At 65.6% G+C, this 26,596-nt stretch carries 19 protein-coding genes; 1 reads left to right on the top strand and 18 read right to left on the bottom strand.

Features of this window, described 5'->3' with window-relative positions:
- Positions 1-225: 225 nt before the first annotated feature.
- Entirely contained in the window at positions 226-1,500 is a 1,275-nt protein-coding gene (locus LRP30_RS35110; protein ID WP_249757783.1) for a multidrug effflux MFS transporter, read from the top strand.
- 108 nt (positions 1,501-1,608) lie between these two features.
- On the opposite strand, the gene ligA is transcribed toward LRP30_RS35110, so the two are convergent.
- From ligA to LRP30_RS35200, 18 genes are all read right to left on the bottom strand, one after another.
- Positions 1,609-3,762 (bottom strand): NAD-dependent DNA ligase LigA, encoded by a 2,154-nt coding sequence (gene ligA, locus LRP30_RS35115; RefSeq protein ID WP_249757784.1) that lies wholly within the window; start codon positions 3,760-3,762, stop codon positions 1,609-1,611.
- A gap of 153 nt (positions 3,763-3,915) precedes the next feature.
- The gene (gene recN / locus LRP30_RS35120; protein ID WP_249757785.1) at positions 3,916-5,589 is read right to left on the bottom strand and encodes a DNA repair protein RecN; all 1,674 of its coding nucleotides are present in this window, start codon (positions 5,587-5,589) and stop codon (positions 3,916-3,918) included.
- A gap of 13 nt (positions 5,590-5,602) precedes the next feature.
- Complete coding sequence (locus tag LRP30_RS35125) at positions 5,603-6,493, bottom strand: outer membrane protein assembly factor BamD (protein ID WP_128938004.1); 891 nt, start codon at positions 6,491-6,493, stop codon at positions 5,603-5,605.
- Between the two features lie 243 nt (positions 6,494-6,736).
- Complete coding sequence (lpxC, locus tag LRP30_RS35130) at positions 6,737-7,699, bottom strand: UDP-3-O-acyl-N-acetylglucosamine deacetylase (RefSeq protein ID WP_128936024.1); 963 nt, start codon at positions 7,697-7,699, stop codon at positions 6,737-6,739.
- Positions 7,700-8,060: 361 nt separating this feature from the next.
- Entirely contained in the window at positions 8,061-9,854 is a 1,794-nt protein-coding gene (gene ftsZ, locus LRP30_RS35135) for a cell division protein FtsZ (RefSeq protein ID WP_128936025.1), read from the bottom strand.
- A gap of 90 nt (positions 9,855-9,944) precedes the next feature.
- A complete protein-coding gene (ftsA, locus tag LRP30_RS35140) occupies positions 9,945-11,267 on the bottom strand; it encodes a cell division protein FtsA (RefSeq protein WP_249757786.1) in 1,323 nt (440 codons plus the stop codon).
- Positions 11,264-12,286: a cell division protein FtsQ/DivIB gene (locus tag LRP30_RS35145; RefSeq protein ID WP_128936027.1), complete on the bottom strand. Its 1,023-nt coding sequence runs from the start codon at positions 12,284-12,286 to the stop codon at positions 11,264-11,266. The genes ftsA and LRP30_RS35145 overlap by 4 nt, the downstream gene beginning before the upstream one ends.
- 351 nt (positions 12,287-12,637) lie before the next feature.
- Positions 12,638-13,624, bottom strand: coding sequence for a D-alanine--D-alanine ligase (locus LRP30_RS35150; protein WP_249761905.1), 987 nt, complete (start codon positions 13,622-13,624; stop codon positions 12,638-12,640).
- Between the two features lie 156 nt (positions 13,625-13,780).
- Positions 13,781-14,698, bottom strand: coding sequence for a UDP-N-acetylmuramate dehydrogenase (gene murB, locus LRP30_RS35155; protein WP_249757787.1), 918 nt, complete (start codon positions 14,696-14,698; stop codon positions 13,781-13,783).
- Positions 14,699-14,702: 4 nt separating this feature from the next.
- Positions 14,703-16,106, bottom strand: a complete 1,404-nt coding sequence (murC, locus tag LRP30_RS35160; RefSeq protein WP_249757788.1) for a UDP-N-acetylmuramate--L-alanine ligase — start codon at positions 16,104-16,106, stop codon at positions 14,703-14,705.
- Positions 16,107-16,229: 123 nt separating this feature from the next.
- The gene (gene murG, locus LRP30_RS35165) at positions 16,230-17,330 is read right to left on the bottom strand and encodes an undecaprenyldiphospho-muramoylpentapeptide beta-N-acetylglucosaminyltransferase (RefSeq protein WP_249757789.1); all 1,101 of its coding nucleotides are present in this window, start codon (positions 17,328-17,330) and stop codon (positions 16,230-16,232) included.
- 118 nt (positions 17,331-17,448) lie between these two features.
- Positions 17,449-18,600 carry a putative lipid II flippase FtsW gene (ftsW, locus tag LRP30_RS35170; protein ID WP_128936032.1) on the bottom strand — a complete coding sequence of 384 codons (1,152 nt, stop codon included), beginning with the start codon at positions 18,598-18,600 and terminating at the stop codon, positions 17,449-17,451.
- A 236-nt stretch (positions 18,601-18,836) separates the two neighbouring features.
- Positions 18,837-20,237, bottom strand: coding sequence for a UDP-N-acetylmuramoyl-L-alanine--D-glutamate ligase (murD, locus tag LRP30_RS35175; RefSeq protein WP_249757790.1), 1,401 nt, complete (start codon positions 20,235-20,237; stop codon positions 18,837-18,839).
- A gap of 7 nt (positions 20,238-20,244) precedes the next feature.
- A complete protein-coding gene (mraY, locus tag LRP30_RS35180) occupies positions 20,245-21,348 on the bottom strand; it encodes a phospho-N-acetylmuramoyl-pentapeptide-transferase (RefSeq protein ID WP_122401968.1) in 1,104 nt (367 codons plus the stop codon).
- A gap of 183 nt (positions 21,349-21,531) precedes the next feature.
- On the bottom strand, positions 21,532-22,911 hold the full coding sequence (murF, locus tag LRP30_RS35185; protein WP_249757791.1) for a UDP-N-acetylmuramoyl-tripeptide--D-alanyl-D-alanine ligase: 1,380 nt from the start codon (positions 22,909-22,911) through the stop codon (positions 21,532-21,534).
- A complete protein-coding gene (locus tag LRP30_RS35190; RefSeq protein WP_249757792.1) occupies positions 22,908-24,365 on the bottom strand; it encodes a UDP-N-acetylmuramoyl-L-alanyl-D-glutamate--2,6-diaminopimelate ligase in 1,458 nt (485 codons plus the stop codon). The genes murF and LRP30_RS35190 overlap by 4 nt, the downstream gene beginning before the upstream one ends.
- An 84-nt stretch (positions 24,366-24,449) precedes the next feature.
- Positions 24,450-26,204 (bottom strand): penicillin-binding protein 2, encoded by a 1,755-nt coding sequence (locus LRP30_RS35195; protein WP_128944668.1) that lies wholly within the window; start codon positions 26,202-26,204, stop codon positions 24,450-24,452.
- Positions 26,201-26,593, bottom strand: coding sequence for a hypothetical protein (locus tag LRP30_RS35200; RefSeq protein ID WP_249757793.1), 393 nt, complete (start codon positions 26,591-26,593; stop codon positions 26,201-26,203). The genes LRP30_RS35195 and LRP30_RS35200 overlap by 4 nt, the downstream gene beginning before the upstream one ends.
- Positions 26,594-26,596 lie beyond the last annotated feature (3 nt).

Consider the following 26,596-nt stretch of genomic DNA (forward strand, 5'->3'; position numbering starts at 1 on the left):
CCCCCCGCGAAGGCGGGCATCCAGTCGCCGTAGCTTCTCCGCATACGACATCTGCCTCTGGAATACTGGATTCCCCGCCTTCGCGGGGAATGACAACGGAGGCCGGGGCGGTCATCGCGCCGTCATCATAACCATCCCGGAATCTGTATAGCCGCATTCCAAAACGCCGATATCCGTCTTGCACGAGCGCGCTACAGTCGATTCGAATTCGAAAGACGGATACGCATGCACGGCATGATCAGCAAGCCGCCGGGAGCGGCGACAAACCTCGCGACGTCGCGCTTGGTGCTCCTGCTCTTGGTGGTCATGACCGGGATCGCGCCGATCTCGCTTTACATGCTGGTTCCGGCGCTGCCGGTGCTGGCGACCAATTTCGGCAGCGACATCTCGATCGCGCAGATGACGGTGTCGCTCTACATGGTCGGCATCGCGCTGTCGCAGCTCATCATGGGGCCGGTATCGGACCGGTTCGGCCGGCGCCCGGTGCTGCTTGGAGGGCTGGCGCTGATGATCGCAGCCAGCATCGCCTGCATCTTCGCGCAAGACCTGCCGCAGCTGATCGCCGCGCGTTTCTTCCAGGCGCTGGGCGGAGCCGCCGGCATGGTGGTGAGCCGCGCCATCATCCGCGACATCTATGAGCGCGATCGCGTCGCCTCGATGATCAGCCTCGTGGTCGCCGCCCTGATGATCGGACAGATGGTCTCCCCGCTCACCGGCGGCCTGATCGAGACCGCGTTCGGCTGGCGCGCGATCTTCTACGCCATCACGATCGCCGCGATCATCGTCGCCATCGGCATCGCTGTGGCGCTGCCGGAGACACGCCGCAGCCGCGCCGCCGGCAGCGGCTTTCGCGGCGACGTCGGCATCCTGATCCGCAACCGCGCCTTCGTCGGTTACGTGATGTGCCAGGTGCTGGCCTCGCAGATCATCTTCACCTTCGCCGGCGGCGGCCCCTACATCGTGGTGACGCAGATGGGACGCAGCAGCGCCGAATATGGCGCATGGTTCGCGACCTCGGGATTTGCGTTCCTCGTCGGCAATCTGCTCTGCGTGCGCTTTGCGCCGCGGCACTCGCTGGAGAAGCTGATCTGGTTCGGGCTTGCCCTCCAGCTCTGCGGCAGCCTGCTGAACCTGATATGGAGCTTCGCCGGCTGGAACGAGGCGCCCGGCTGGCTGTTCGGCACGCAGATGATCGTGATGGCTGGCAATGCCTTCGTGATGGCGAATTCAGCCGCCGGCGCCATCAGCATCCGTCCCGAAGCCGCCGGCACCGCGTCGGGCGCAATGGGCTTCCTGCAACAGGGCATCGGCGCACTGATGTCGCAATTCGGCGCCTATCTCAGCGGCCACTCCACGACCACGCTGCCGCTGACCTCCGCGGTCCTCGCGATCTCGCTGCTCTGCGCCTGCACGATGATGTTCGTCGTCCCGCGCCGCGAGGTCATGGTCAGCGAGAAGCTGATCGAGCAGGCGGAGGAGGAAGAGACGGGAATGATGTGAGGGGACGGTGCGCTGCATCCCCGTCATTGCGAGCGAAGCGAAGCAATCCAGACCGCCACCGCGGAGGGACTCTGGATTGCTTCGCTTCGCTCGCAATGACGAAAAATCTCACTCCCCAATCAGCTTCAGCCACTCGTCCTCGGTCAGTACCTTCACGCCGTGCTTGTTGGCTTCGGCGAGTTTCGAGCCGGCGCCGGGGCCGGCCACGACGAGATCGGTCTTCTTCGACACCGATCCCGACACCTTTGCACCCAGCCGCTCCGCGGTTGCCTTGGCCTCGTCCCGCGTCATCTTCTCCAGCGAGCCGGTGAACACCACGGTCTTGCCGGCGACGGCCGAATTGCTCTTCGGCTTCTCGGCGTCGACGATCTCGACTTCCTTGGTCAACCGCTCGACGATGCCGCGATTGTGGCTCTCGCCGAAATAGTCGGCGATGCTCTTGATGACGGTGTCGCCGATTTGGTCGAGCGCGTCCATGTCCGCCATGGCCTCCTCGTCGCCCTTGGCGACCTTGAGGCAGGCATCGTGAAAGGCATCCCAGGAGCCGTAGCCGCGTGCGAGGGCCAGCGCCGTGGTCTCGCCGACATGGCGCATGCCGAGCGCATAGACGAAGCGCTCCAGCGCGATTTTCCGCCGGCTCTCGATGGCGCCGAAGAGATTTCGCACCGACGTTGCGCCGTAGCCCTCGATCTGTTCGAGCTTGAGTTTTGAGTTGCGCTCCTCCAGCGTGAAGATGTCGGCAGGCTCCTTCACCCATCCCTCATCGAAGAAATACTGGAGCTGCTTCTCCCCCAATCCGTCGATGTCGAAGGCGCGGCGCGAGACGAACAGCTTGAGATGCTCGATCTTCTGATAGGGGCAGGCGAATTCGCCGGTGCAGCGGGCGCGCGAGCCCTCTTCGCCGGTCGCCGTCTCCTCACGCGTGACGTCGGTGTGCAGCGGACACGGGCACTTCTTCGGAAAGTGAAATTCCTTGGCGGTCTTCGGCCGCTTGTCGAGGACGACGTCGACCACCTGCGGGATGACGTCGCCGGCGCGCTGAATCACCACCGTGTCGCCGATGCGGATGTCGCGGCCCTCGCGCAGCACCTCGCCCTTGTTGCCGATGCCCTTGATGTAGTCCTCATTGTGCAGCGAGACGTTCTGCACGATCACCCCTCCGACGCCGACCGGTTCGAGCTTGCCGACCGGCGTGAACGAGCCGGTGCGGCCGACCTGGATTTCGATGTCGCGCAGCACCGTCATGGCACGTTCGGCCGGGAATTTGTGCGCGATGCCCCAGCGCGGCGTGCGCGAGACGAAGCCGAGCCGCTCCTGCCAGTCGATCCGGTCGACCTTGTAGACGACGCCGTCGATGTCGTAGTCGAGTCTTGCGCGCTGCTCTTCGATCGAGTGATGGAACGCGAGCAGCTCCTCGATCGAGTGACACAGCTTGGTCAGCGGATTGGTCTTGAAGCCGCAACGCTCGAACCAGCCGATCATGCCGCTCTGCGTGCCCTCGGGCATCGCGCTCATCTCGCCCCAGGCATAGGCGAAGAAACCGAGCGGGCGCGAGGCGGTGATGGTCGGATCCTTCTGCCGCAAAGAGCCTGCGGCCGAGTTGCGCGGATTGGCGAAGATGGTGTCGCCGGCGGCCTTCTGCCGCTCATTGAGCGCCAGGAAGGCCTTCTTGGTCATGTAGACCTCGCCGCGCACCTCGCAGATATCGGGGACGTTGCGGCCCTTCAGCTTCTGCGGCACGTCTTCGAGCGTGCGGATGTTGGCGGTGACATCCTCGCCCACCGCGCCGTCGCCGCGCGTCGCGGCCGTGATGAGTTCACCGCCCTCATAGCGCAGCGACATCGACAGGCCGTCGATCTTGGGTTCGGCGGAGAAATTGACCTGATCGTCGCCGAGCTTCAGGAAGCGCGCGATGCGGCCGACGAAGTCGCGCACGTCCTCTTCGGCAAAGGCGTTGTCGAGCGACAGCATCGGGAGGGCGTGCCGGACCTTCCTGAAGCGGCCCGACGGCGCCGCGCCGACCTTCTGCGACGGCGACTCCGCGCTGACGAACTCCGGAAAGCGCTTTTCGATGGCGTTGAGGCGCTGCCGCAACGCATCATATTCGGCGTCGGTGATGGTGGGCGCGTCCTCTTGATAGTAGCGCTCGTTGTGCCCCTCGATCTCGAGCGCCAGCCGCTTGTGCTCAACCTTGGCCTGCGCCTGAGTGAGGTCGGCGACGTCGCGAGGCGGTGTTGCTTTGGATTTTGCTGCTCTGGCCATGGTGCTTGGATACGACGGAGCGGGCGGGAGGGTAAAGGTGGTTACGTTTGCGTGCCCCGGACGCAGCGCAGCGCTTCTTCGGCGGTGCGCTGCAGAGCCGGGGCCCATGCGCGGCATTCTGGGTCCCGGCTCTTCGGCCGGGACAAGAGAGCGTCAAGCCGTCGCCGCCTTGAGCAGCCGTTCTGCGGCCGCTCTCGCTTCCGCCGTGATCTCGGCACCCGCCAGCATGCGCGCGATCTCCTCGCGGCGGTGGTCGGCGGCCAGTGCATTGACGCGGGTGGCGACACGCTTGCCCTTGTCAAGGGCGTCCTTGGAGATCAAGAGGTGCTGGTCGGCGCGGGCGGCGACCTGCGGGGCGTGGGTCACGGCCATCACCTGCACCTTGCCGGCGAGCCGCGCCAGGCGCCCGCCGATGGCATCGGCGACCGCACCGCCGACGCCGGTGTCGATCTCGTCGAACACCAGGGTCGGCGCCGAGCCGCGGTCGGACAGCACGACCTTGAGGGCCAGCAGGAAGCGTGAGAGCTCGCCGCCGGAGGCGACCTTCATCATGGGCCCCGGCTTGGTACCCGGGTTGGTCTGCACCCAGAACTCGACGCGATCGAAACCCTGCGGCCCCGGCGCGGCCTCGTCTGTCTCGACCTGGGTCATGAATTTTGCGCGTTCGAGCTTGAGCGGGGCGAGCTCGGCGTTGACGGCCTTGTTGAGCTTCTCCGCCGATTTCTGCCGCGCCAGCGACAATTTCTTGGTGGCGGCCGCATAGCGGCTATCTGCCTCGATCGCGGCCTGCTCCAGCTTCTTCAGCCGCGAGGCGCCGGCATCGATCAGCACGACGTCGGCGGCATATTTGGCGGCCAGCGCGGCAAGGCCATCCACCGGCGTCGAATATTTGCGAGACGCCGCACGCAAAGCAAACAGCCGCTCCTCGATGCGTTCGAGCTCGGCGGGATCGAAATCGGTTGCGGCCAGGGCCGCCTGGAGATGCTGGTCGGCTTCCTCCAGCGCGTTGATCGCGGCGTCGATCGCCTTCACCGCCGGCTCGACCAGCGCCGGCGAGTTGACGCCGCGCCGTTCCAGCCGGCGCACTGCGGCCGACAGCGCCGCGACCGGCGAATGATTGCCGCCAACCGCCTCCTGCGCCTCGCGCAAATCGGAAGCGATCTTCTCGCCCTGCATCATGGTGGTGCGGCGCGAAGCCAGCGAGGTCTCTTCGCCGTCCTTGGGCGCGAGCTGCTTCAGCTCGTCGGAGGCATGGCGCAGATAATCGGCCTCGCGCGCGGCGCGCTCCATGCCGGCGCGATGTTCCTCAAGCTCGGTATTGGCGGTGCGGCGGGCGTCCCAGAGCGCTTCCACGGCGGCGACGTCCTTTTCGAGGCCGGAAAAGGCGTCGAGCAGGCGGCGGTGGGTGGCGGCATCGACCAGCGCGCGCTCATCGTGCTGGCCATGGATCTCGACCAGGGCGGCGCCGACCGCCTTCAGCATCTGCACGCTGATCGACTGGTCGTTGATGAAGGCGCGGGTGCGGCCGTCGGCGAGTTGCACGCGGCGGAGAATCATCTCACCGGTGTCGTCCAGGCCGTTCTCGGCCAGGATCTTCGTCGCGGGATGATTTTTGGGGACATCGAACATGGCGGTAACCTGCCCCTGCTCCGCGCCGTGGCGCACGAGGCCGGCATCGCCGCGGCCGCCGAGCGCCAGCGCAAAGGCATCGAGCAGGATGGATTTGCCCGCACCGGTCTCGCCGGTCAAAACCGCAAGGCCGGTGGCGAATTCGATATCGAGCCGTTCGATCAGGACGATGTCACGGATCGACAGACGCGCCAGCATGGAACCAAATTTCCTAGCCGAGACCCATCTTCTTGAAGGTCCGGCTGATCCAAGACCCCTGATTCTCGCTCGGTTCGAGACCGCCCGATTTTACAAGATTATAGGCGTCCTTGTACCAGCGGCTGTCAGGAAAATTGTGCCCGAGCACGGCCGCCGCGGTCTGCGCTTCGCCGACGATACCGATCGCCATATAGGCCTCGGTGAGCCGGAACAGCGCTTCCTCGACATGGCGGGTGGTCTGGTACTGCGTGACGACGGTCTTGTAGCGGTTGATCGCCGCCGTGTAGTCGCGCTTCTGCGCGTAGTAGCGGCCGACATTCATTTCCTTGCCGGCGAGCTGGTCGCGCGCACCCTCGATCTTGGCCTTGGCCGAGGTGGCATATTCCGAGTTCGGATATTTGCGCACCACCTCTTCTAGCGCGGCGATCGCCTTCTCGGTGCGGGCCTGGTCGCGGCTGGTGTCCGGGATCTGGTCGTAATGCGAGGCAGCGATCAGGTATTGCGCATAGGCCGCATCCGGGCTGCCGGGATGCAGCGTGACATAGCGAGTGGCGGCGCCGATGCAGCCGTCATAGTCGCCGCCCTGGTAGGACGCATAGGCAGACATCAGCAGCGATTTGCGGGCCCAGTCGGAATAAGGATGCTGGCGGTCGACCTCTTCGAACTTCTTGTTCGCCGCCTTCATGTCCTTCTTCTCGTTCATGAGGTACAGGCCCTCATTGTAGATCTTGTCGGCGGGCTCCTCGACGAAGGTGTCGTCCTTGGCGGTGAACTTGTCCCAGAGCGAGCCGGTGCCACAGCCGGCTAGCGGCAGCGCGAGCAGGATGAAGGTGACGGCGTGAAGCAGACCGCGGGCTCGAGACGAGATCGGGAGATATCCGCGCGTCATACGCTGTGCCGACATGAGTTTTGCCTTGACGCCCTGTGATGCGGTGCCCGCCAGCCCATGAACCCCGTCATGGGCGCGAAATGTGACCGTGGTGCCTGCCATGCGACCACGCCGATCTATCCGAAAAACGATCTTTAACGAACCGGATAGGCAGGCATTTCGCCCGGATTAAGGCGAAACTGCCGCAATGCTAGTCGATCATGGTTACCAGGAATTTCCCGGGGTCAGTTGCAACCCGTACCTGCGACAACAGGTCCGTCAGGACACGTCCGGCCCGTAGGCCGCAGCGATCCGGCCACCGACGATGCCGCGACCAACGTCGCCCTGGGGACGCGTGGTGCGGCGGGCCGCTTCGCCCTCGACCACCCGCCAAGCGGTACGGTCGGCCAGCAGCGCGGTCAGGACGGCGTGGTTGAGCTTGTGGCCGCCACGCACCGAGCGGTATGCGCCGAGCAGCGGCAGGCCGGCCAGCGCGAGGTCGCCGATCACGTCCAGCACCTTGTGGCGGGCACATTCGTCGGCGTAGCGCAGGCCCTCAGTGTTGAGCAGCCGCTCATCGTCGAACACGACGGTGTTGTCGAAGGAGGCACCGAGGGCATAACCCGCGCTCCAGAGCCGCGCGACATCGCCCATCAGGCCGAAAGTCCGGGCGCGGCCGACTTCGCGGCGGAAACGCTCGGCGCTGAGGTCGAAGGCGTAGCTCTGCTGGCCGATGACGGGGTTGGTGAAGTCGATTTCGACCTCAGCGCGGAACCCATTGGCGTAGGGCCTGATCTCGCCGAAGGAATCGCCGATCTTGACCGAGATCGGCTTCAAAACCTGAATGAAGCGGCGTTGGGCCGATTGGGTGACGATGCCGGCCTGGTCGATCGCCGCAATGAAGGCGGCGGCGCTGCCGTCCATGATCGGCACTTCGGGCCCGTCGATCTCGATCGTGGCGTTGTCGACACCCATGCCCCGCAGTGCAGCGAGCACGTGCTCAGCGGTGGAGACCAGCGGGCCGTCGCGATCGCCGAGGACGGTGGCGAAGTCGGTCGCAATTACCTGCTCGGCGGTGGCCTGAACTTCGCGGTCACTTCCCTCGAGCCCGGTGCGGACAAAAATAAAACCTGCGTCGACAGGCGCAGGCCCAAGCGTGAGAGTGACGGGAAGACCGGAATGAACGCCTACGCCTGCCACGGAGGCTTGCGCACGAAGCGTTGTTTGCCGGCTAAATTTCATCAGGAACCGCCCCACTACGACCACTGCGACTTATACGAGACCCGCCTGGCCGGTCAGTGCCGACGTCCCGCGAATCCGTATCCCCAAGTCACGGCAAACCATAGTGACTGCCCCAAACAGCGCCAACTCACGCTTTTTTACCGATTGTTACCCCAAACCTGCCGTATTCGCGCCAAGGCTTAACCAAATTGCGCCGAGGTTTGGGGTCGTCATCGGCAGTTTTACTGAACCACCGAATGCGTAATTAATGATTTAAAATCAGTTGCTTGGCTGGGCAACCCGGATATGCACGGGACCAAAGGAAAGGTCCCGGCAAGCTTATTGCCGGGACCTTTTTTCGCCTGCCTTGTTGTAACAATCCTCAGGTCGCCTGCCGCCGTAGGAAGGCCGGGATATCAAGATGGTCGTCTCCCTGTGGCGCCGGCGCAACAGGCGCGGGGCGGCCATGCATGTCCAGGCCCTGCGGCGCGGGCCGGCGGGCATACTCCGATACCGGCTCGCTGGGCGCGATCTGCTGCGCCACGGTCTTCTGCGGCCGGCGATCGGGCAGCGGCGGCATCGCGGGACCGGCGGTGCGGGCGGCGATCGGCGCTTCGCTCTCCTCGTCGCGACGGCCGAGGCCGACATTGGCGAGACGCTGGAGCAGCGACAGGCGGGTCTTCTGCGGGGTCTCTTCCTCGACCTCGCCGCGAGCCTGGCGAAGCTCGGCCTGGGCCGGCATCGGCAGTTCCTCGATGCGTGGCATCCGCGGCGCACGGACCGGTGCACGCTCGGCCTGCGGCGGGATGAAGGTTTCCGGCGTCATCGGCTCCTGCATGGCGAGCGGGGCCTGCTCGGGCTCCGGGAACAGGGTCGGCTTCTGCGCGATCGGGCGCACGGTGACGTCGCCGTAGGTCTGCATCGGCGCGGGCGCCTGCGGGACGTCCGCGACGGCGGCGGCGATGGCGGCGAGCGCAGCACGCTCGACATTCGGACGGGGCGCGGCAGCGGCCGGAGCCGGCGCGGCCGCCGGGACCTGCCCCTCCAGCTTCTGGGCGCGTTCGGCCAGACGCTGATTGTCGGCACGGAGCCGCGCGGTCAGGTCGGCGAGGCGGCTCTCGGCAGCAGCGGCCGGAGCGGCAGCCTGCTGCGCCTGCGGTGCCGGGTTCGCGACGGGAGCGGAGGTCGCCTGGCTGTTGCGGGCGATCGCAGCCTGCTCGATGCCGGTGGCAACGACCGAGACGCGGATCAGGCCGTCGAGGGCTTCGTCGAAGGTCGCGCCGACGATGATGTTGGCGTCCTGGTCGACTTCCTCGCGGATGCGGGTCGCGGCTTCGTCGACCTCGAACAAAGTGAGGTCCTTGCCGCCGGTGATGGAAATGAGGAGGCCCTTGGCGCCCTTCATCGAGCTATCGTCGATCAGCGGATTGGCGATCGCAGCTTCCGCGGCGGTCAGCGCGCGCTTGTCGCCGGAGGCTTCGCCGGTGCCCATCATCGCCTTGCCCATCTCACGCATGACGGCGCGGACGTCGGCGAAGTCGAGATTGATCAGGCCTTCCTTGACCATCAGGTCGGTGATGCAGGCAACGCCCGAATAGAGCACCTGGTCGGCCATCGCGAAGGCGTCGGCGAAGGTGGTCTTCTCGTTGGCGACCCGGAACAGGTTCTGGTTCGGGATGATCAGGAGGGTGTCGACCACCTTGTGAAGCTCGTTGATGCCGGCTTCAGCGGTGCGCATGCGCCGGCCGCCCTCGAAGTGGAACGGCTTGGTGACGACGCCGACGGTGAGGATGCCCATGTCGCGCGCCGTCTTGGCGATGACGGGTGCAGCGCCGGTGCCGGTGCCGCCGCCCATGCCGGCGGTGACGAACACCATGTTGGCGCCGGAGAGATGGTCGCGCAGCTCGTCGATCACCTCTTCCGCCGCCGCGGCGCCGACATTCGGCTGCGAGCCGGCGCCGAGGCCTTGGGTGACCGCCGTGCCCATCTGCACGATGCGCTGCGCCTTCGACATCGTCAGCGCCTGCGCGTCGGTGTTGGCGACCACGAAGTCGACGCCCTGGAGGCCCGCCGTGATCATGTTGTTGACGGCGTTGCCGCCGGCGCCGCCGACGCCGAACACGGTGATCCGGGGCTTCAGTTCGTGAATATCAGGAACATTGATGCTGATGGTCATGGTTGCTGCCTCTCGATCACGCGCGCGTGAGTTCGCCCCGGCCGGTGGCCGCGGGAGTTGGTGAAAATCGACAATTGCGGAAAGCGGTCATCAGAAGCCCTCGCGTAGCCATCGTCCGACCCTTCCAAAATATCCGCCGGTCCCTGTCTTGACCTGCTGCCGCGTATGCCGCGGTTCGACATGTTCGAGGTGAACATATTGCGGGTAGACGAGAAGTCCGGCCGGCACCGCGAACGCGGCGTTCTTCGCCTCGTTGGGCAGCCGGCCGAAACCGAGCGGACGTCCGACCCGCACGGGCCGGCCGAGAATCTGGGTGCCGAGCTCGACGAGGCCGGTCAGCTGCGAGGCGCCGCCCGAGAGCACGACGCGGCCGTTGGGCTCTGAGGCGAAGGGCGAATCCTTCAGCTTGTCCCGAACCATTTCGAAGACTTCCTCGGCACGGTGCTTGACGATGTTCGCGATAGTGGCGCGGGAGACGATCTGCGGCAGATCCTGCTCGTCACCGGCTGTCGGCACAGACATCAGCTCACGCGAGTCCGATCCGCCGGTGATGACGGTCCCATATAAAGTCTTGATTCGCTCGGCATCGGCAATGGTCGCGGAGAGTCCGCGCGCGAGATCCATCGTGATGTGTTGCCCGCCGACCGCAAAACCGGCCGCATGCACGAAACGGCCGCCGGAATAGACCGCGATCGTGGTGGTGCCGGCACCCATCTCGACGACGGCGGCGCCGAGATCGGCCTCGTCGTCGGTCAGCACCGACAGGCCGGCCACATAGGGGCTCGCGGCCATCGCTTCGACATTGATGTGGCAGCGTTCCACCGCCAGCATCAGGTTCCGTGCCACGGTGGCGTCGCAGGTGACGACGTTCATGTCGACGCCGAACTGGTGCGCAACCATGCCGCGGGGATCGCGGATGCCTTTGACGCCATCGAGCGTATAGCCGACCGGCAGGGCGTGCAGCACGGTGCGGCCTTCGCCGGTGGCATGGCGCATGCCGGTGGAGGTGACGCGGCTGACGTCCGCCTGAGTCACGGCGCCGCCGCGGATGTCGGCGGCGGCCTCGACCAGCTGGCCGGAGAGCCGGCCACCGGACACGGACAGCAGCACGGACTCGACCCGCACCTTGGCCATCTTCTCCGCGAGCCCGACGGCCTGGCGCACCGCCTGCTCACATTCGGTAAGATCGATCACCGCGCCGGCTTTCATGCCGCGCGACTGGATCTGGCTGTAGCCGATCAATTCCACTGCGTGGGTGCGGCCGCGCAACGCATCGCTCGGCGGCGACGGCTTCAGCCGCGCGATCATGCAGGCGATCTTGCTGGTGCCGATATCGAGGCAGGCGACGATGCCGCCGCGCTTGTGCGGCATCGGGCGTGTCTTCGGCGTCTGGGTGCGATCGAGACCGGTCATGCGGAATCCCCGGCCTTCTTTTTCTTCTTATCCTTGAACTGCTCCTCGCGCGCCTTGGCGGCGTCGTCGGACAGCTGCACCACCAGACGATCGGGCAGGCGCATGTCGACGGCGACGATGTCGCGGGAGAACAGCCTATCGTCCTTGTCGAGCTTGGACAGCATCGCAAGGGCGTTGCCGACATCCTGCTCGGGCAGGCGGATGTCGAGGCCGTCCTTGAGCCTCAGGTTCCAGCGCCGCTCGCCGACGAAGATTGCGGCCTTCGTCACCGAATTGACCTGCGGGTAACGCGCCAGCAGGGCGAGGAAATCGCGGGCCTGGGTGTCGGCGCCCTTGCCGACCACGAGCGGCAACGACAGGAAGCGGCGGGAGACATAGGGTTCGAGCACGGCACCGTCATCGGCGATGACGGAGAGCCGGCCGGCCTCCTGCCACAGCGCGAATGCCTTGCGCTCGGTGAGCTCGATCATAAGCTGGCCCGGATACAGCTTCAGCACGGTCGCGTCCGCAATCCAGGGATTGGCCTTGAGCTTGTCGCGCACCGCGTCGGCGTCGAGGAACAGCAGCGAGGAGCGGCCGCTGACGCCGCCGATCGCGAGGATCTCGTCCTGGGTGAGCTGCTTGCGGCCGTTGATCACGACGGAGGTGATGCGGAAGCCGGCGGAATTGGCCAGCGCATTGCGGGCGTCGTTGACCGCGGTGATGAAATCCTGGAGATGGCCGCCCTTGACGATGCCGAAGCCGCAGCTTCCGATCAGGAGCAGCACGGTCATGCTGATCCCGACCCGGCGCGGCAGATAGCGCTCGACCAGCGCGACCATGCGCGGCGGTGGTTCGCGCTCGACGACGGCCCTGGCCTTGGTCTTGGCCTTGTCCTTGGCGGCGGCGCGCGCCTCGGCGCGCTTGTCCTGCACCCACTCGCGCAGAAGCACGACCGCTCCGATAGCGGCCGCCTTCAGGTCAGCTTGGGGCCTCAGCGATCTCAGAAACGACCGGGTGAGGCTTCCTGCACCATCCATTGCACGAGCTCGTCAACAAGTTTGGCCGCGACATCGCGCGGGTCCTGGCGAACATGACGTCTCGGACTTGCCGGGCCGGGTGCTGGTCTTCAGCAGAAGAAAACCTCTCCCCTTCAAAGCGTTCGCTGGAGGTGACATCACCGCAAACAGCTCACGCGCCGGCAGCCGAAGCGCCATATGCGCCGCCAGCGTTAACCTTCGGACGTCCTGGTAAACAAAAGGTAAAATTCGTTAACGCGGGATGCTTTTTGCCCCGCGATATCTGGCGTTTATGCCGCGATATCCGGCATTTTACCGGTTTTGGACCCCAAATCGGACCGTTTCGGCCTTTCGGCCGTTAACCAGTCCTAATTATTTCCGGGCCCGCTGCTCGGCGAGCTCGATCAGGCCACGCAGGAAGTCGACGAACGCGATGCCCTCGGCCTTCAGCGCCTTGGGGTAGAGCGAAGAGTTCGTCAGCCCGGGGAGCGTGTTGGTTTCGAGATAAACGAGGCCCCTGTCCGAGACGATGAAGTCCGAGCGGGAATAGCCGACACAGGACATCGCCCGATGCGCCGCCATCGCCTGCTCCTTCAGCGCGGCGGTGATCTCGGGTGCGAAACGGCCGGGGCAGATCTCCTGGGTCGACTTCAAAAGATATTTTGCGGCGTAGTCGAAATTGCCCTCGCCCGGAATGATCTCGATCGGCGGCAGCGCGATGATCGAGCCATCGGTGCGCTCCAGCACGCCGCAGGTCGCCTCGACGCCGGCGACGTAGGGCTCGATGACATACTCCTCGTGCTTCGCCGCGTTGCGGACGGCGACGAGATCCTGCTTGGCGTTGACGAAGATAAGGCCGTAGCTTGATCCGTCCCGCGCCGGCTTTGCGATCAGCCGACCATATTCGGCGAAAGCCTCGTCAATGTTGTCGAGCGCGACGTTTGCCGGCGGCGTCACGCCGCCGAGCGCAGCGAAGTGCTTGGCCGCGATCTTGTCAAAGGCGAGATGCGAGGAGGCCGAGCCCGATCCGGTGAAGGCCACGCCGCGCGCCTCGCACATCACCTGCAATTCGCCGTTCTCGGCGCGCCCGCCATGCAGGCCGAGCACCAGCACCCGGCCTTCCGCCTTGGCCTGGTCGAGCGCCTGCGCCAGCGGAATGCCACGCGTGCCGGGCTTGAACTCGTCCTCGAACGGACGGGCATGTTCGAGCAGTTGTTTCGACTGCACGACATGCACCTTGTCCTCGACGTCCCACCACCACAGATCGGCCTCGGGCAGCGCCTGATGCAGCGCCTGGGCTGAGGCGACCGAAACCAGACGTTCGCGGTTGGAGCCGCCGAAGAGGATGGTGATGCGCATGTTCATAGTTCGCAATCTCTCCAATTCGTCATTCCGAGGCGCGACGAAGTCGCGAACCCGGAATCCATTCATCCACGAACACCGCCGCCCGATGGATTCTCCGATGCGCAATTGCGCATCGTAGCTCTCGCTTCGCGAGCCCCGGAATGACGGTGTTCATGAAACCCCGATCCGCTTGATTTCCCAGTGTAGCTCAATTCCAGAATTGGCCTTCACCCGTTCGCGCACCGTCTCGCCCAGCGTCTCGATATCGTGCGCGGTGGCCTCGCCCGTGTTGATCAGGAAATTGCAGTGCATCTCCGAGACCTGAGCGCCGCCGACGCGCAGGCCGCGGCAGCCGGCAGCATCAATCAGCTTCCAGGCGGAATGGCCGGGCGGGTTCTTGAAGGTCGAGCCGCCGGTCTTCTCGCGGATCGGCTGCGCGGTCTCGCGATGGGTTTGCACCTCTGCCATGCGCGCGCGGATCGCATCACTATCCCTGATCTCGCCGCGAAAGCGCGCGGAGGTGAAGATGATGGAGGGATCGACGCCGCTGTTGCGGTAGACGAACTTCATGTCGGCGTTGGAGAACACGTGCTTGCCGCCGTCGCGCCCGACGCCCCTCGCCTCGATCAGGACGTCCTTGGTCTCCCCGCCATTGGCGCCCGCGTTCATGCGCAGCGCGCCGCCGATCGTGCCGGGAATGCCGAAATAGAATTCGAGCCCGCCGATATTGGCGGACACCGCAACTTCCGCCACGCGCTTGTCGAGCGCCGCCGCGCCCGCGGTGACGACATCGCCGCTCGCGCTCGTCTCGCCGAAGGCGCGCGGTGCGAGACGAATCACCACGCCCGCAATGCCGCCGTCGCGCACGATGAGGTTGGAGCCGACGCCGACGACATAGACGGGAATGTCGGACGCGAGATGCGCGAGGAAGTAGGCGAGGTCGTCTTCGTCAGCCGGGGTGAACAGCACCTGTGCCGGACCGCCGACGCGAAACCAGGTGAGCTCGGCGAGCGACTGGTTGGCGAGCAGCCGACCGCGAAGATCAGGCATCGCGGCTTTGAGCGAAGGGATGATGTCGGGGAAGCTCACCGCCCTACCCCAGCGCCTTCAATTCGTCCGGCAACGCGTACGCCCATTGCGTGATGTTGCCGGCCCCCAGGCACACGACGAGATCACCTGGCTTCGCCAATCCCTTGACGATGCCCGCGAGCGCCGAAGCCGCCGGCAGCGGGATCACCTCGCGATGGCCGTGGGCGCGCAGGCCCGCGACGAAATGATCGCGATCGACGCCCGCGATCGGCACTTCGCCGGCGGCATAGACTTCGGCGACGATCACCGCGTCCGCATCGTTGAAGCAGGTGCAGAATTCCTCGAACAGCGATTGCAGGCGCGTGTAGCGATGCGGCTGCACCACGGCGATCACCTTGCCGGTGTAGGAATCGCGCGCCGCTTTCAGCACGGCCGCGATCTCGACGGGGTGGTGGCCGTAATCGTCGATGATGGTCACGCCGTTCCACTCGCCGGTCTTGGTGAAGCGCCGCTTGACGCCGCCGAAGCCTGCGATGGCGCCGCGGATCTTGTCGTCGGAAACACCGAGCGTGTGCGCAACTGCGATTGCTGCCGTCGCATTCGAGGCGTTGTGCCGGCCCGGCATCGGCAGCGCGAGGTCGGCGATCTCGTGCACAGCCCCACTCTTGCGATCGCGGATGACGACCTTGAACTTCGAGCCACCGCCGCCCGCCGTGAGGTCGACCAGCCGCGCGTCCGCCTGCGGATTCTCGCCGTAAGTGATGATGCGACGATCCTCGATCTTGCCGACGAGGCTCTGCACCACGGGATGATCGATGCACATCACGGCGAAGCCGTAGAACGGCAGATTCTCGACGAAATGGCGGAACGCATCCTGCACGGCATCGAAGGTCTTGAAATGATCGAGATGCTCGGGGTCGACATTGGTGACGATCGCGACATCGGTCGGCAGCTTCAGGAACGTACCGTCACTCTCGTCGGCTTCCACCACCATCCAGTCGCCGGCGCCGAGCCGCGCGTTGGAGCCGTAGGCGTTGATGATGCCGCCGTTGATCACGGTCGGATCGAGCCCGCCGGCATCGAGCAACGTTGCGACCATCGTGGTCGTCGTGGTCTTGCCGTGGGTGCCGGCAATCGCGACGCAGCTCTTCAGCCGCATCAGCTCGGCCAGCATCTCGGCGCGACGCACCACGGGAATGCGCCGTTCGCGCGCCGCCATCAATTCCGGATTGTCGCGCTTGATCGCGGTAGAGACCACAACGACCTCGGCGCCGTCGACGTTCTCCGCCTTGTGGCCGACCGAGACCTTCGCGCCCTTCTTGCGCAGCCGGTCGAGATTGTAATTGTCGGCGGCGTCGGAACCCTGCACGGCATAGCCGAGATTGACCAGCACCTCAGCGATGCCGCTCATGCCGATTCCGCCGATTCCGACGAAGTGGATGGGTCCGATCTCGCGCGGCAGTCTCATACTCTGTTCCCTGACCTCGCCGCCCCCGAAGGCGGCATCTGGCGAAGGTCACGGCCAAATCAGCCGCGCGCCTTTCCTACTGGATGCCCCGCTTTAGAAGGCGATGACAAGGGCTTTTTCGCGTCAGATTCCCGCGACTTTGACCACGAGATCCGCCAGCCGCTCGGCCGCGTCGAGCCGGCCGGCGCCGCGGGCGGCTTCGGCCATGGCGGCAAGACGCGCCGGCTCGGCGGCGAAGGTGGAGATTTCGGCGGCAAGGCGCTCCGAGCTGAACTCGGTCTGCGGGATGCGGATGGCGCCATCGACCTTGACCAGCACGCCGGCATTGGCGAATTGATCCTGGTCGATCGAGCCCGGCAGCGGCACCAGGATCGAGGGCCGCCCGATCGCGGCAAGCTCGGCGACCGTGCCCGCGCCGGAACGTGACACCACCAGATGGTTGGAAGCAAGCCGCGCCGGCAAATCCGTGAAGAAGGGTGCGAGCTCGACCCTGATCTTGAGCTTGTCGTAGACCGCGCGCACGCGGCTCATATCCTCTTCGCGCACCTGCTGGGTCAGGACGAGGCGGCTCCACAGCGCAGGCTCGAGCCGCTCGATCGCGCCCGGCACGATATCGGCCATGATGCGCGCGCCCTGACTGCCGCCGACGACGAGCAAGCGGAGCGGACCGTTCACTTCAGGCGTGATATATTTTACCGCAGCGGCCGCGAGGATCGCCGGCCGCATCGGCGTGCCGACGGTCGTGGTCTTAGCCGATAGCGCCGGATCGCGGTCGAGCACGCCGGGCAAGGACGTCGCGATGGCGCGGACACGGCTCGACAGGAACCGGTTGGCGCGGCCGAGCACGGCGTTGGCATCGTGGATGATCCCGGGCACGCCGGCGAATTTCGCCGCGACCAGCGGCGGCAGCGTCGGATAGCCGCCGAAACCGACGACAGCGACAGGCTTCAATCGCTTGATCAGAGCGTAGGCAGAGAGCGTGCCGACGGCGAGCGTGAGGCCGGCATAGGCAAGCTGGAACGGATTGCGGCCGCGCGCAGTCTCGCTCGAGACGACGTCGATCATGTCCTTGCTGAACAGCCCGCTATAGCGCAGCGCGCGCTCGTCGGTGACGAGGCGGACGCGAAAGCCGCGCCGGATCAATTCGACGCCGAGCGCCTCGGCCGGGAACAGATGGCCGCCGGTGCCGCCCGCGGCGAGAAGAATCAGGGGGGACGTGTCCATGACGGAGGCTTTTACAAGGTCTTTCTCGTCATTGCGAGCGAAGCGAACCAATCCAGACTACCTCCGCGGAGACAGTCTGGATTGCTTCGTCGCAAGAGCTCCTCGCAATGACGACGAATTACGCGTAACTCCGCATCGCCTCGGCGCGGCCGCTCGCTTCCACTTCGGTGCGCGGGCGTAGCCGTGTCAGCGCCAGCATCATGCCGACGCCATAGGCGAGCGACACGATCGAGGAGCCGCCATAGGAGATGAACGGCAGCGTCATGCCCTTGGCGGGGATGAGCTGCAGGTTCACCGACATGTTGATCGCCGCCTGCACGCCGAACAGGATCGCAAGGCCCGAGGCCGCAAAGCGCGAGAACATGTCCTCATTGGCATAGGCGCGCGACAGCGTGCGGATGACGACGAAGGCGAACAGCGCCAGCATCGCCAGGCACAGGATGATTCCGAACTCTTCGGCAGCAACAGCGAACACGAAATCGGTGTGGCTGTCCGGCAGGCTGCGCTTGGCGATGCCCTCGCCCGGTCCGAGGCCGAACCAGCCGCCATTGTAGAAGGCTTCCATGGCGGTATCGACCTGGAAGGTGTCGCCGGAGGCCGGGTTCATGAAGCGCCTGATGCGGCCCGCTACGTGGGGAACAAAAAGGTAGGCACTGAACAGGCCGGCCGCGGCGGCGCCCGCAAGGCCGAACACCCAGATCATGCGCATCCCTGCGATGAAGAACAGCGAGCCCCACACCATCAGGATCAGCATGGTCTGGCCGAAGTCCGGCTCCATCACCAGCAGCGCGACCAACATCAAGAGCAGCACCAGCGCCATCGAGGTCGCCGGCATCTCCGGCCGCTTGGTCGATTCTGCGAACAGCCAGGCCGCGATGACGACGAACGACGGCTTTGCGATCTCGGAGGCCTGGATGTTGACGCCGAGCAGCGTGATCCAGCGCCGCGAGCCCTTCACCTCAGGACCGATCGCGAGCGTCACCACGATCAGGATGATGCTGACCGTGAAGATGATCAGCGCGCTGCGGCGGATCGCGCGCGGCGAGAGGAACGAGACGCCAAGCAGCACCAGGCAGGACGGGAGGAGGAACATCACGTGGCGGCTGAAGAAATGGAAGGGATCGAGCCCGATACGGGTCGCAACCGGCGGGCTCGCCGCCAGCGATAGGATCACCCCGGTCAGCATCAGCGCCAGGATGGCGCCCATCAGCGGCTTGTCGACGGTCCACCACCACTCGGAAAAGGGGGTGCGTTCTTCACGGGAGAGCATGGGCGGCCGCTTTCGGACAGAGGTCCGTCCATTGGTCGCCGAGGTTGGTTACCGGGGGGTTAAGGAAGTGGGGGCGTTTGGAGATGATCTTCGCTGCCGCCACAAAACACACTGTCATGCCCCGCGAAGGCGGGGCATCCAGTACGCCGCGGCACCTCGGCTAAAGCACCGTCTCTGGGATACTGGATCGCCCGGTCTAGCCGGGCGTCGACAGTGGAGTGTGACGCACGTGTTCCCTACACCACCGGCTTCACACCCGGCAGCGCCTGCACCAGCTCGCGGAACTTGGTGCCGCGGATCTCGAAGTTGCGGTACTGGTCGAACGAGGCGCAGGCCGGCGACAGCAGCACGACGGCGTCGGTGAGCCCTGAGGCTTCTGCGTCGCGCGCGGCGTGTTCGACGGCAACGTCCAGCGTCTGGCTGATCTCGTGCGCAACCTCGCTGCCTAGCGTTCCCGAAAACTCCTGTGCGGCCTCGCCGATCAGATAGGCCTTGCGAATGCGCGGGAAGAAGGAGGTTAAGCTGGTGATGCCGCCGGCCTTCGGCTTGCCGCCAGCAATCCAGAAGATATCCGCAAAGGACGACAACGCATGCGCGGTCGCATCCGCGTTGGTGCCCTTGGAATCGTTGACGAACAGCACGTTGCCGCGGCGGCCGACCTGCTCCATGCGGTGCGCGAGGCCCGGAAAGCTGCGCAGGCCGTTCTGCAGCACGTCGAGGCCGATGCCCATCGCAAGCGCGGCAGCGGCGGCGCAGGCCGCGTTCTGCGCATTGTGCTGGCCGCGCAGCGAGCCGATGCCGCCGAGCGCGGCAATCTCGCTGCGCGCACCGCCCGAGGTGCGCACGATGTTGCCGTGCTCGACGTAAATCCCGGTGGCCAGCGGATTCTTGACGGAGATGCGCACCACGTTCTTGCCAGCGCGGTCGAGCCGGTCGGCGATGTCACGGCAAAAACCGTCATCGACGCCAACGATCGAGGTGCCGCCGTCCTGCACGCCCGCAACAAGACGCTCCTTCACCGCGGCGTAATGCGCAACCGTGCCGTGGCGGTCGATGTGGTCCTCGCTGACGTTGAGCAGGATGCCGACGGAGGGATCGAGCGAGGGCGTGAGGTCGATCTGGTAGGACGACATCTCGATGACGTGGACGCGACCCATGCGCGGCGGCTCCAGCGACAGGATCGCGGTGCCAATATTGCCGCCCATCTGGGTGTCGTAGCCGGCGACTTTCGTCAGATGCGCAATCAGTGCCGTCGTGGTCGACTTGCCATTGGTGCCGGTGATGGCGACGAATGGCGCATCCGGTGCATGGCGCCGCCGCTCGCGGCAGAACAGCTCGATGTCGCCGATCACTTCGACGCCAGCCTCGCGGGCCTTCAGCACGCTCCAGTGCGGCACCGGATGGGTCAGCGGCACGCCGGGCGCCAGCACGAGCGCGGCAAAATTCGCCCAGGAGATGTTGCGCAAATCCGCGGTGACGAAACCGGCCTGCGCCGCCTTGGCGACGTTCTCGGCATTGTCGTCGGCGGCGATCACCTCGGCGCCACCGGCTTTCAACGCATGGCAGGAGGCGAGCCCCGAACCGCCGAGGCCGAACACAGCGACAGTCTTGCCGGCAAAGGACGTGACCGGGATCATCGATCGATCACCGCAGCTTCAGTGTCGACAGGCCGGCGAGCGCCAGCATCACCGAGATGATCCAGAAGCGGATCACGATCTGCGGCTCGGTCCAGCCGAGCTGCTCGAAATGATGATGGATCGGCGCCATGCGGAAGATGCGCTTTCCGGTGAGCTTGAACGACACCACCTGCACGATGACGGAGACCGCCTCCAGCACGAATAGGCCGCCGATCACCGCGAGCACGATCTCGTGCTTCACCGCGACCGCGATCGCGCCCAGCATGCCGCCGAGCGCGAGCGAGCCGGTGTCGCCCATGAAGATCGAGGCCGGCGGCGCGTTGAACCAGAGGAAGCCGAGGCCGGCGCCCAATAGCGCGCCGCAGAGCACGGCGAGTTCGCCGGTGCCCGCGACATATTTGATCTGGAGATATTCGGCGAACACGGCGTTGCCGGCGAGATAAGCGATCATCGCAAAGCTCGCGGTCGCAATCATCACCGGCACGATGGCGAGGCCGTCGAGACCGTCGGTGAGGTTCACCGCGTTGCCGGAGCCGACGATGACGAAGGCGCCGAAGATGACGAAGAACCAGCCGAAATGCAGCACCGTGTCCTTCAGGAACGGAATCGTCAGCGCAGTGGACGCGGGATCGCGGTTCAGCCGCACCAGCGCGTAGCAGGCGACCAGCGCGATCGCCGCCTCGATCAGCAGGCGAAGCTTGCTGCCGAATCCGGTCGTGGTCTGCTTGGTGACCTTGAGGTAATCGTCATAGAAGCCGACGAAGCCGAAGCCGAGCGTCACTGCGAGCACGATCCAGACATAGGGGTTGAGCGGGTTGGCCCACAGCACCGTACCGACGGTGAGGCCGGACAGGATCATCAGCCCACCCATGGTGGGCGTGCCCTTCTTGGCGAGATGCGATTGCGGACCGTCGGTGCGGATCGGCTGGCCCTTGCCCTGACGGATGCGCAAATGATCGATGATCCAGGGTCCGAACAGGAACACGAACAGCGCGCCGGTGACGACGGCGCCGCCGGTGCGGAAAGTGATGTAGCGGAAGACGTTCAGGACCGTGCGAATTGCACCGAAGCCCGGAAATGTGTTGGAGAGCTCGATCAGCCAGTAAAACATTCAGACGGTCCTATGGCGCCTTTGCACGCGCAGCCTTGGCCTTGTTCTCGGCCTTTATCTTTGGCCTCAACGTGCCTCACGCGCATTCGCTGGTCTTCATCATCGGGTCGGACGCGACCTCTGGGGAAACGGACGGCTTCGTGCCGCAAAAGGGGGATTCGGGAACAGCGCCTTCCAAGCAGTTTACGCCTTTGCCTGCAAGGCGGCCACCAGGCCCGGCACAAACTTGTTGACCCAGAACATCTTCTTGCTGCCCTTGACAACCACGACGTCGCCTGCCTTCAGCAGGCGCGCAACCTCGTCCGGCTTCAGCGTGACGGGATCGTCGTGCCAGCCGAGCCCCTTGCTTGACGGCAGCACGTCGAAGAGGTGGCGCATCAGGGGCCCGACGCAATAGACGCCGTCGATACCTTCGAGATGCTTGGCAAGGCCGGTATGGTAGCTTGGTGCGTCAGCACCCAGCTCCAGCATGTCGCCGAGCACCGCAATGCGGCGCCCGCCAGACATGTTGCGCGCCTGAAGGCTTTGCAGCGCAGCAGCGACGCTGGCCGGATTGCCGTTGAAACTGTCGTCGATCACGGTGATGCCGCCGACCGCCTGCTCGACGCCGCGGCCGGTCATGATGCCGACCCGGTCGAGCTTGATCGCGAGCGTTGCCGCATCGAGGTTCGCCGCACGGATCGCGGCGAGCGCGGCCAGCGCATTCTGTACGCGGTGCGGCGCGCCCGGCGTGAGGCTGAAGGCGATCTCCTTCTTGCCGAGCTTGGCCACGACCTGCCAGCTCTCGCCATGCGGGGCGTGCGCGATCTCGTGCACCTCGGCATGCTCGCCGAAGCGCACCACCGTGCCTTTCCAATCCGGCGCCTTGATCCCGGCGGGCAGCACCAGCACGCCGTCCTCGGGCAGGCCGAGCGCGATCGATACTTTCTCGCGCCTGATAGCTTCGAGTGAGCCGAGCTTTTCCAGATGCACCGGCTGGACGTTGACGACGAGCGCGACGGTCGGCCGCGTCAATTCGCTGAGCCGCGCGATTTCGCCGGGCTGGTTCATGCCCATCTCGACGACCCAGAGGCTGGCGTCCGGCCTGGCGTTGCACAGCGTCAGCGGCACGCCCCAGAAATTGTTGAAGCTCGACGGGCTGGCATAGGCGTTGGGGTAAGCGGCCAGAAACTCCTTGGTGCTGGTCTTGCCGGCGCTGCCGGTGAGCCCGATCACTGGACCGCCAAAACGCGCGCGCGCGGCGCGCGCAAGGCCCCACAGGCCGTCGATCAGTGTGTCCTTCACGACGATCTGGGGAATGCGGATGCCCGCGATCTCGTGCGGCACGATCATCGCGACCGCTCCGGAGGCCTCCGCCTTGTTCGCGAACTCCCAGCCGTCACGCGCGCTGGCGAAGGCGGAGACGAAGCCACCGCTTGGCGTGCCGCTCAGCGCGACGAACAGGCTGCCCGGTTTCACCAGGCGGCTGTCCTGGGTGACGAAATCGATCGGCGTATCCGGGAATGATCCGCCGACACCCAGCGCGCGCGCCACCTCGGCAACCGTCCATATCGGCGCGCTCATGCAACCCTCGATGCTAGTGCGGCGGCGACCGCCTCGTGATCACTGAAGGGCAAGATCTCGCCGCCGACGATCTGCCCGGTCTCGTGGCCCTTGCCGGCGATGAGGAGCGCATCGCCCTCCTGCAAGTCCTCGATCGCGACGCGAATGGCCTCAGCGCGGTCGCCGATTTCGCGAGCGCCCTTCGCGGTGGCGAGGATCGCGGCACGGATCGCCTCCGGCTTCTCGCTGCGCGGATTGTCGTCGGTGACGATGACGCCGTCGGCATTCTCGGCCGCGATCTCGCCCATGATCGGCCGCTTGCCGGCATCGCGATCGCCACCGGCGCCGAACACGACGACCAGCCTGCGCCTGGCGTAGGGACGGAGCGCCTGCAAAGCCTTCGCCAGCGCATCGGGTTTATGCGCGTAGTCGACGAAGATCGGCGCGCCGTTGCGCTCGCCGACGCGCTCGAGCCGGCCCTTGGCGCCTTCGAGATGTTCGAGGCTCGCGAACACGTTTGCCGCATCGCTGCCGGTGCCGATGGCAAGGCCGGCCGACACCAGCGCGTTCTCGATCTGAAACTCGCCGACCAGCGGGAGACGGACCGCGTAACGCTTGCCGCGATGCTCGAGCGCGAGCGCTTGCGAAAAGCCCTCGACCTCCGCATCGGCGAGACGAATGCCCTCGCCTGCGCCGTCGCCGTTGCGGCCGACCGCCATCACGCGCAGACCGCGCGCCTTCGCCGCGTCGATGACGTCCACTGAACAATCATGATCGGCCGAGATCACCGCTGCTCCGTCAGGCGGGACCAGCTCGCGGAACAGACGGATCTTGGCCGCGAGATAGTGTGCGACGGTCGGATGATAGTCCATGTGGTCGCGCGAGAGATTGGTGAAGCCGCCGGCGCAGACGCGCACGCCGTCGAGGCGGTACTGGTCGAGCCCGTGCGAGGACGCCTCGAAGGCGAGATGCGTCACGCCGTCGCGCGCGATCTCGTCGATCTGCCGGTGCAGTGCGATCGGATCCGGCGTCGTCAGCGAGCCGTAGACGGTGCGCTTGGGCGAGACGAGGCCGATGGTGCCGATGCTGGCGGACGCATGCCCCAGCCGCTCCCAGATCTGGCGCGTGAAGGCTGCGACCGAGGTCTTGCCGCTGGTGCCGGTCACCGCGGCAATCGTCGCGGGCTGTGCAGGAAAGAATCTTGCCGCGGCCAGCGCCAGCGCACGGCGTGGATTGGCGACCGTGACGAACGGCACTTTGCTGCCGTCAGGCGCATGGTCGCCGACGACGGCCACCGCACCTGCGCCGACCGCAGCATCGATGAAGCGCGTGCCGTCGGTCTTGCTGCCCGCAAGTGCGAAGAAGAGATCGCCCGGCCCGACCTGCCGGCTGTCGAGCGCAAGACCGCTCACATCGAGCGCCGCGGCAGTGGGCTCGATTGCGGCATCATTGCCTAGCAGTTCGCGCAGCTTCATGGTGTTCCAGTCGACATGCCGTGCCGGAAAGCCGAATCTTCGGAAAAGTCCCGACTCAGCAGCGGCAACGGCCTACCCGGTTGATTACTGGGTTGTCCTGGATGCTGCAAGAATAAGGCGGTCGGACGGCGGCAGGTCGAACCGCGGCTCGACGCCCAGAAGCGGCGCGATTCGCTCGATCACCTTGCCGCCGGTCGGCACCGCGTTCCAGCCGGACGTGATGAAACCCTTGGTTTCAGGAATCGCCTGCGGCTCGTCCAGCATGATCAGGATGTGATATTTCGGATCGTCGCAGGGCATGACCGCGGTGAAGGAGTTGAGCACCCGCTTCTTGGCATAGCGGCCGTTGATGACCTTCTCGGACGTGCCGGTCTTGCCGCCGACGTAGTAGCCCTTGATGTCCGCGGTCTTGGCGGTACCGATCTCGGCATTGAGCCGCATCAGATACCGCATCTTGTCGCTGGTATCCTGCTTGATCACGCGCTTGGCCAGCGCCGCCGCTTCGGTTTCGCTGCGCTTCATGAATGTCGGCGGAATGAGATAGCCGCCGTTCACCAGCGCGTTGATGCCCATCACCGCCTGGAGCGGCGCCACCGAGAGGCCCTGGCCGAATGCGGCGGTGACCGTGTTCAGCTCGCTCCAGCGGCGCGGGATCAGCGGCGCCGCGCTCTCCGGCAGTTCGGTGCGCAGCCGCGTCAACTGGCCCATCTTGGCGAGGAACGCCTTGTGCGCCTCGACCCCCTGGCTGAGCGCGATCCGCGCCGCGCCGATGTTAGACGAGTAGGTGAACACTTCCTTGGTGTTGATGAAACGCCCGAGCGGGTGGCTGTCGTGGATGGTGAACTTGCCGTAGTGCAGATTTCCGCGCGCATCCCACGACGAATTCAGGTTGATCTTGCCGGAATCGAGCGCCATCGCCAGCGTGAACGCCTTGAAGGTCGAGCCCATCTCATAGACGCCCGTGGTCAGACGGTTGATGCGGTCGGGGTCGTGCGCTTCCTTCGGATTGTTGGGATCGAAGTCCGGCAGCGAGACCATCGCGACGATCTCGCCGGTCTTGACGTTGGAGACGATGCCGGAGGCGGCCTTGGCGTGGAACTTGTCCTTGGCCTTCAACAGCTCGTCGCGGAGCGCGTGTTCGACGCGCAGATCGACCGAGAGCTCGATCGGCTTTTGCAACCGGTCGGTGGCAAAGCCGGCGCGGTGGAGATCGGCGAGCCCTTGATTATCGAGCCACTTCTCCAGGCCGGCGATGCCCTGGTTGTCGATATTGACGAGGCCGATGAGGTGGGCGACTTCGTTGCCGGTCGGATAGACGCGCTTGTTCTCGCGCAGGAAGCCGATGCCGGGAATGCCGAGCTTGTGGATGTCCTGCTGCTGCTTCGGCGTGACCTCGCGTTTGAGCCAGACAAAGCCCTTGCGCGTCTTCAGACGCTCGCGCACCTCGGCCTCGTCGAGGTCGGGAACGGTGGCGGTCAGAAGCTCGATCGCCTCGTCCTTGTCGATGATGCGGCGTGGCTCGCCGAACAGGCTCGCCGCCTTGACGTCGGTTGCCAGGATCGCACCGTTGCGGTCGACGATGTCAGGCCGCGCGGTCGCGACCACTTCCTGCGCCGCGGCACGGCGGGCACCGTGGGCGTCGGCGCCGATCGCGAACATCACGAGGCGGCCGCCGATCAGGGCATAGACCGAGGCGAAGGCGAGCATTGCGAGGCCAACGCGCGCGCGCGCCTTTGCGGCACGATCGACATTGCGCCCATAGAGAAGGCTGCGGATCAGCCGCTGCCGCCAAGGCTCGGTCGGCTTTTCCATGGGTTTTGCCGGGATCGGAGCGCTCATTGATTGTCCTCCGGCTGAGGCACGGAGCCCGTCACGGTCTCGGGATCGCTCGCGGCTTCGATGGTGTTGAGCATCGCTCCGATCGGGTCGGGCTCGCCCGGCCTGAACATCCGCGGCGGGCGCTCCGGCAGGTTCTTCAGCGAGTCATATTGAGTGCCGTTGACCGGCTTCAGCGACAGATGCCGGTCGGACAATCCTTGCAGGCGCAAGGGCGCATCGAGCTTGGCCCATTCGGCGCGCAGCGAGGCGATCGCATCGCGCTGCTCCCGGATTTCCGCATGCAGCCGCAGCACCTTCTCGGTGCGCGCGGTGGAGTCCATCTTGATCCGGTAGACATGGGCCGCCGCGAAGACCAGCGCGCCGATGACGAGGAGGTGGATGAAGCGCATGCG

Source organism: Bradyrhizobium sp. C-145, from assembly GCF_023375135.1.
GTDB classification, from domain to species: Bacteria; Pseudomonadota; Alphaproteobacteria; order Rhizobiales; family Xanthobacteraceae; genus Bradyrhizobium; species Bradyrhizobium zhanjiangense.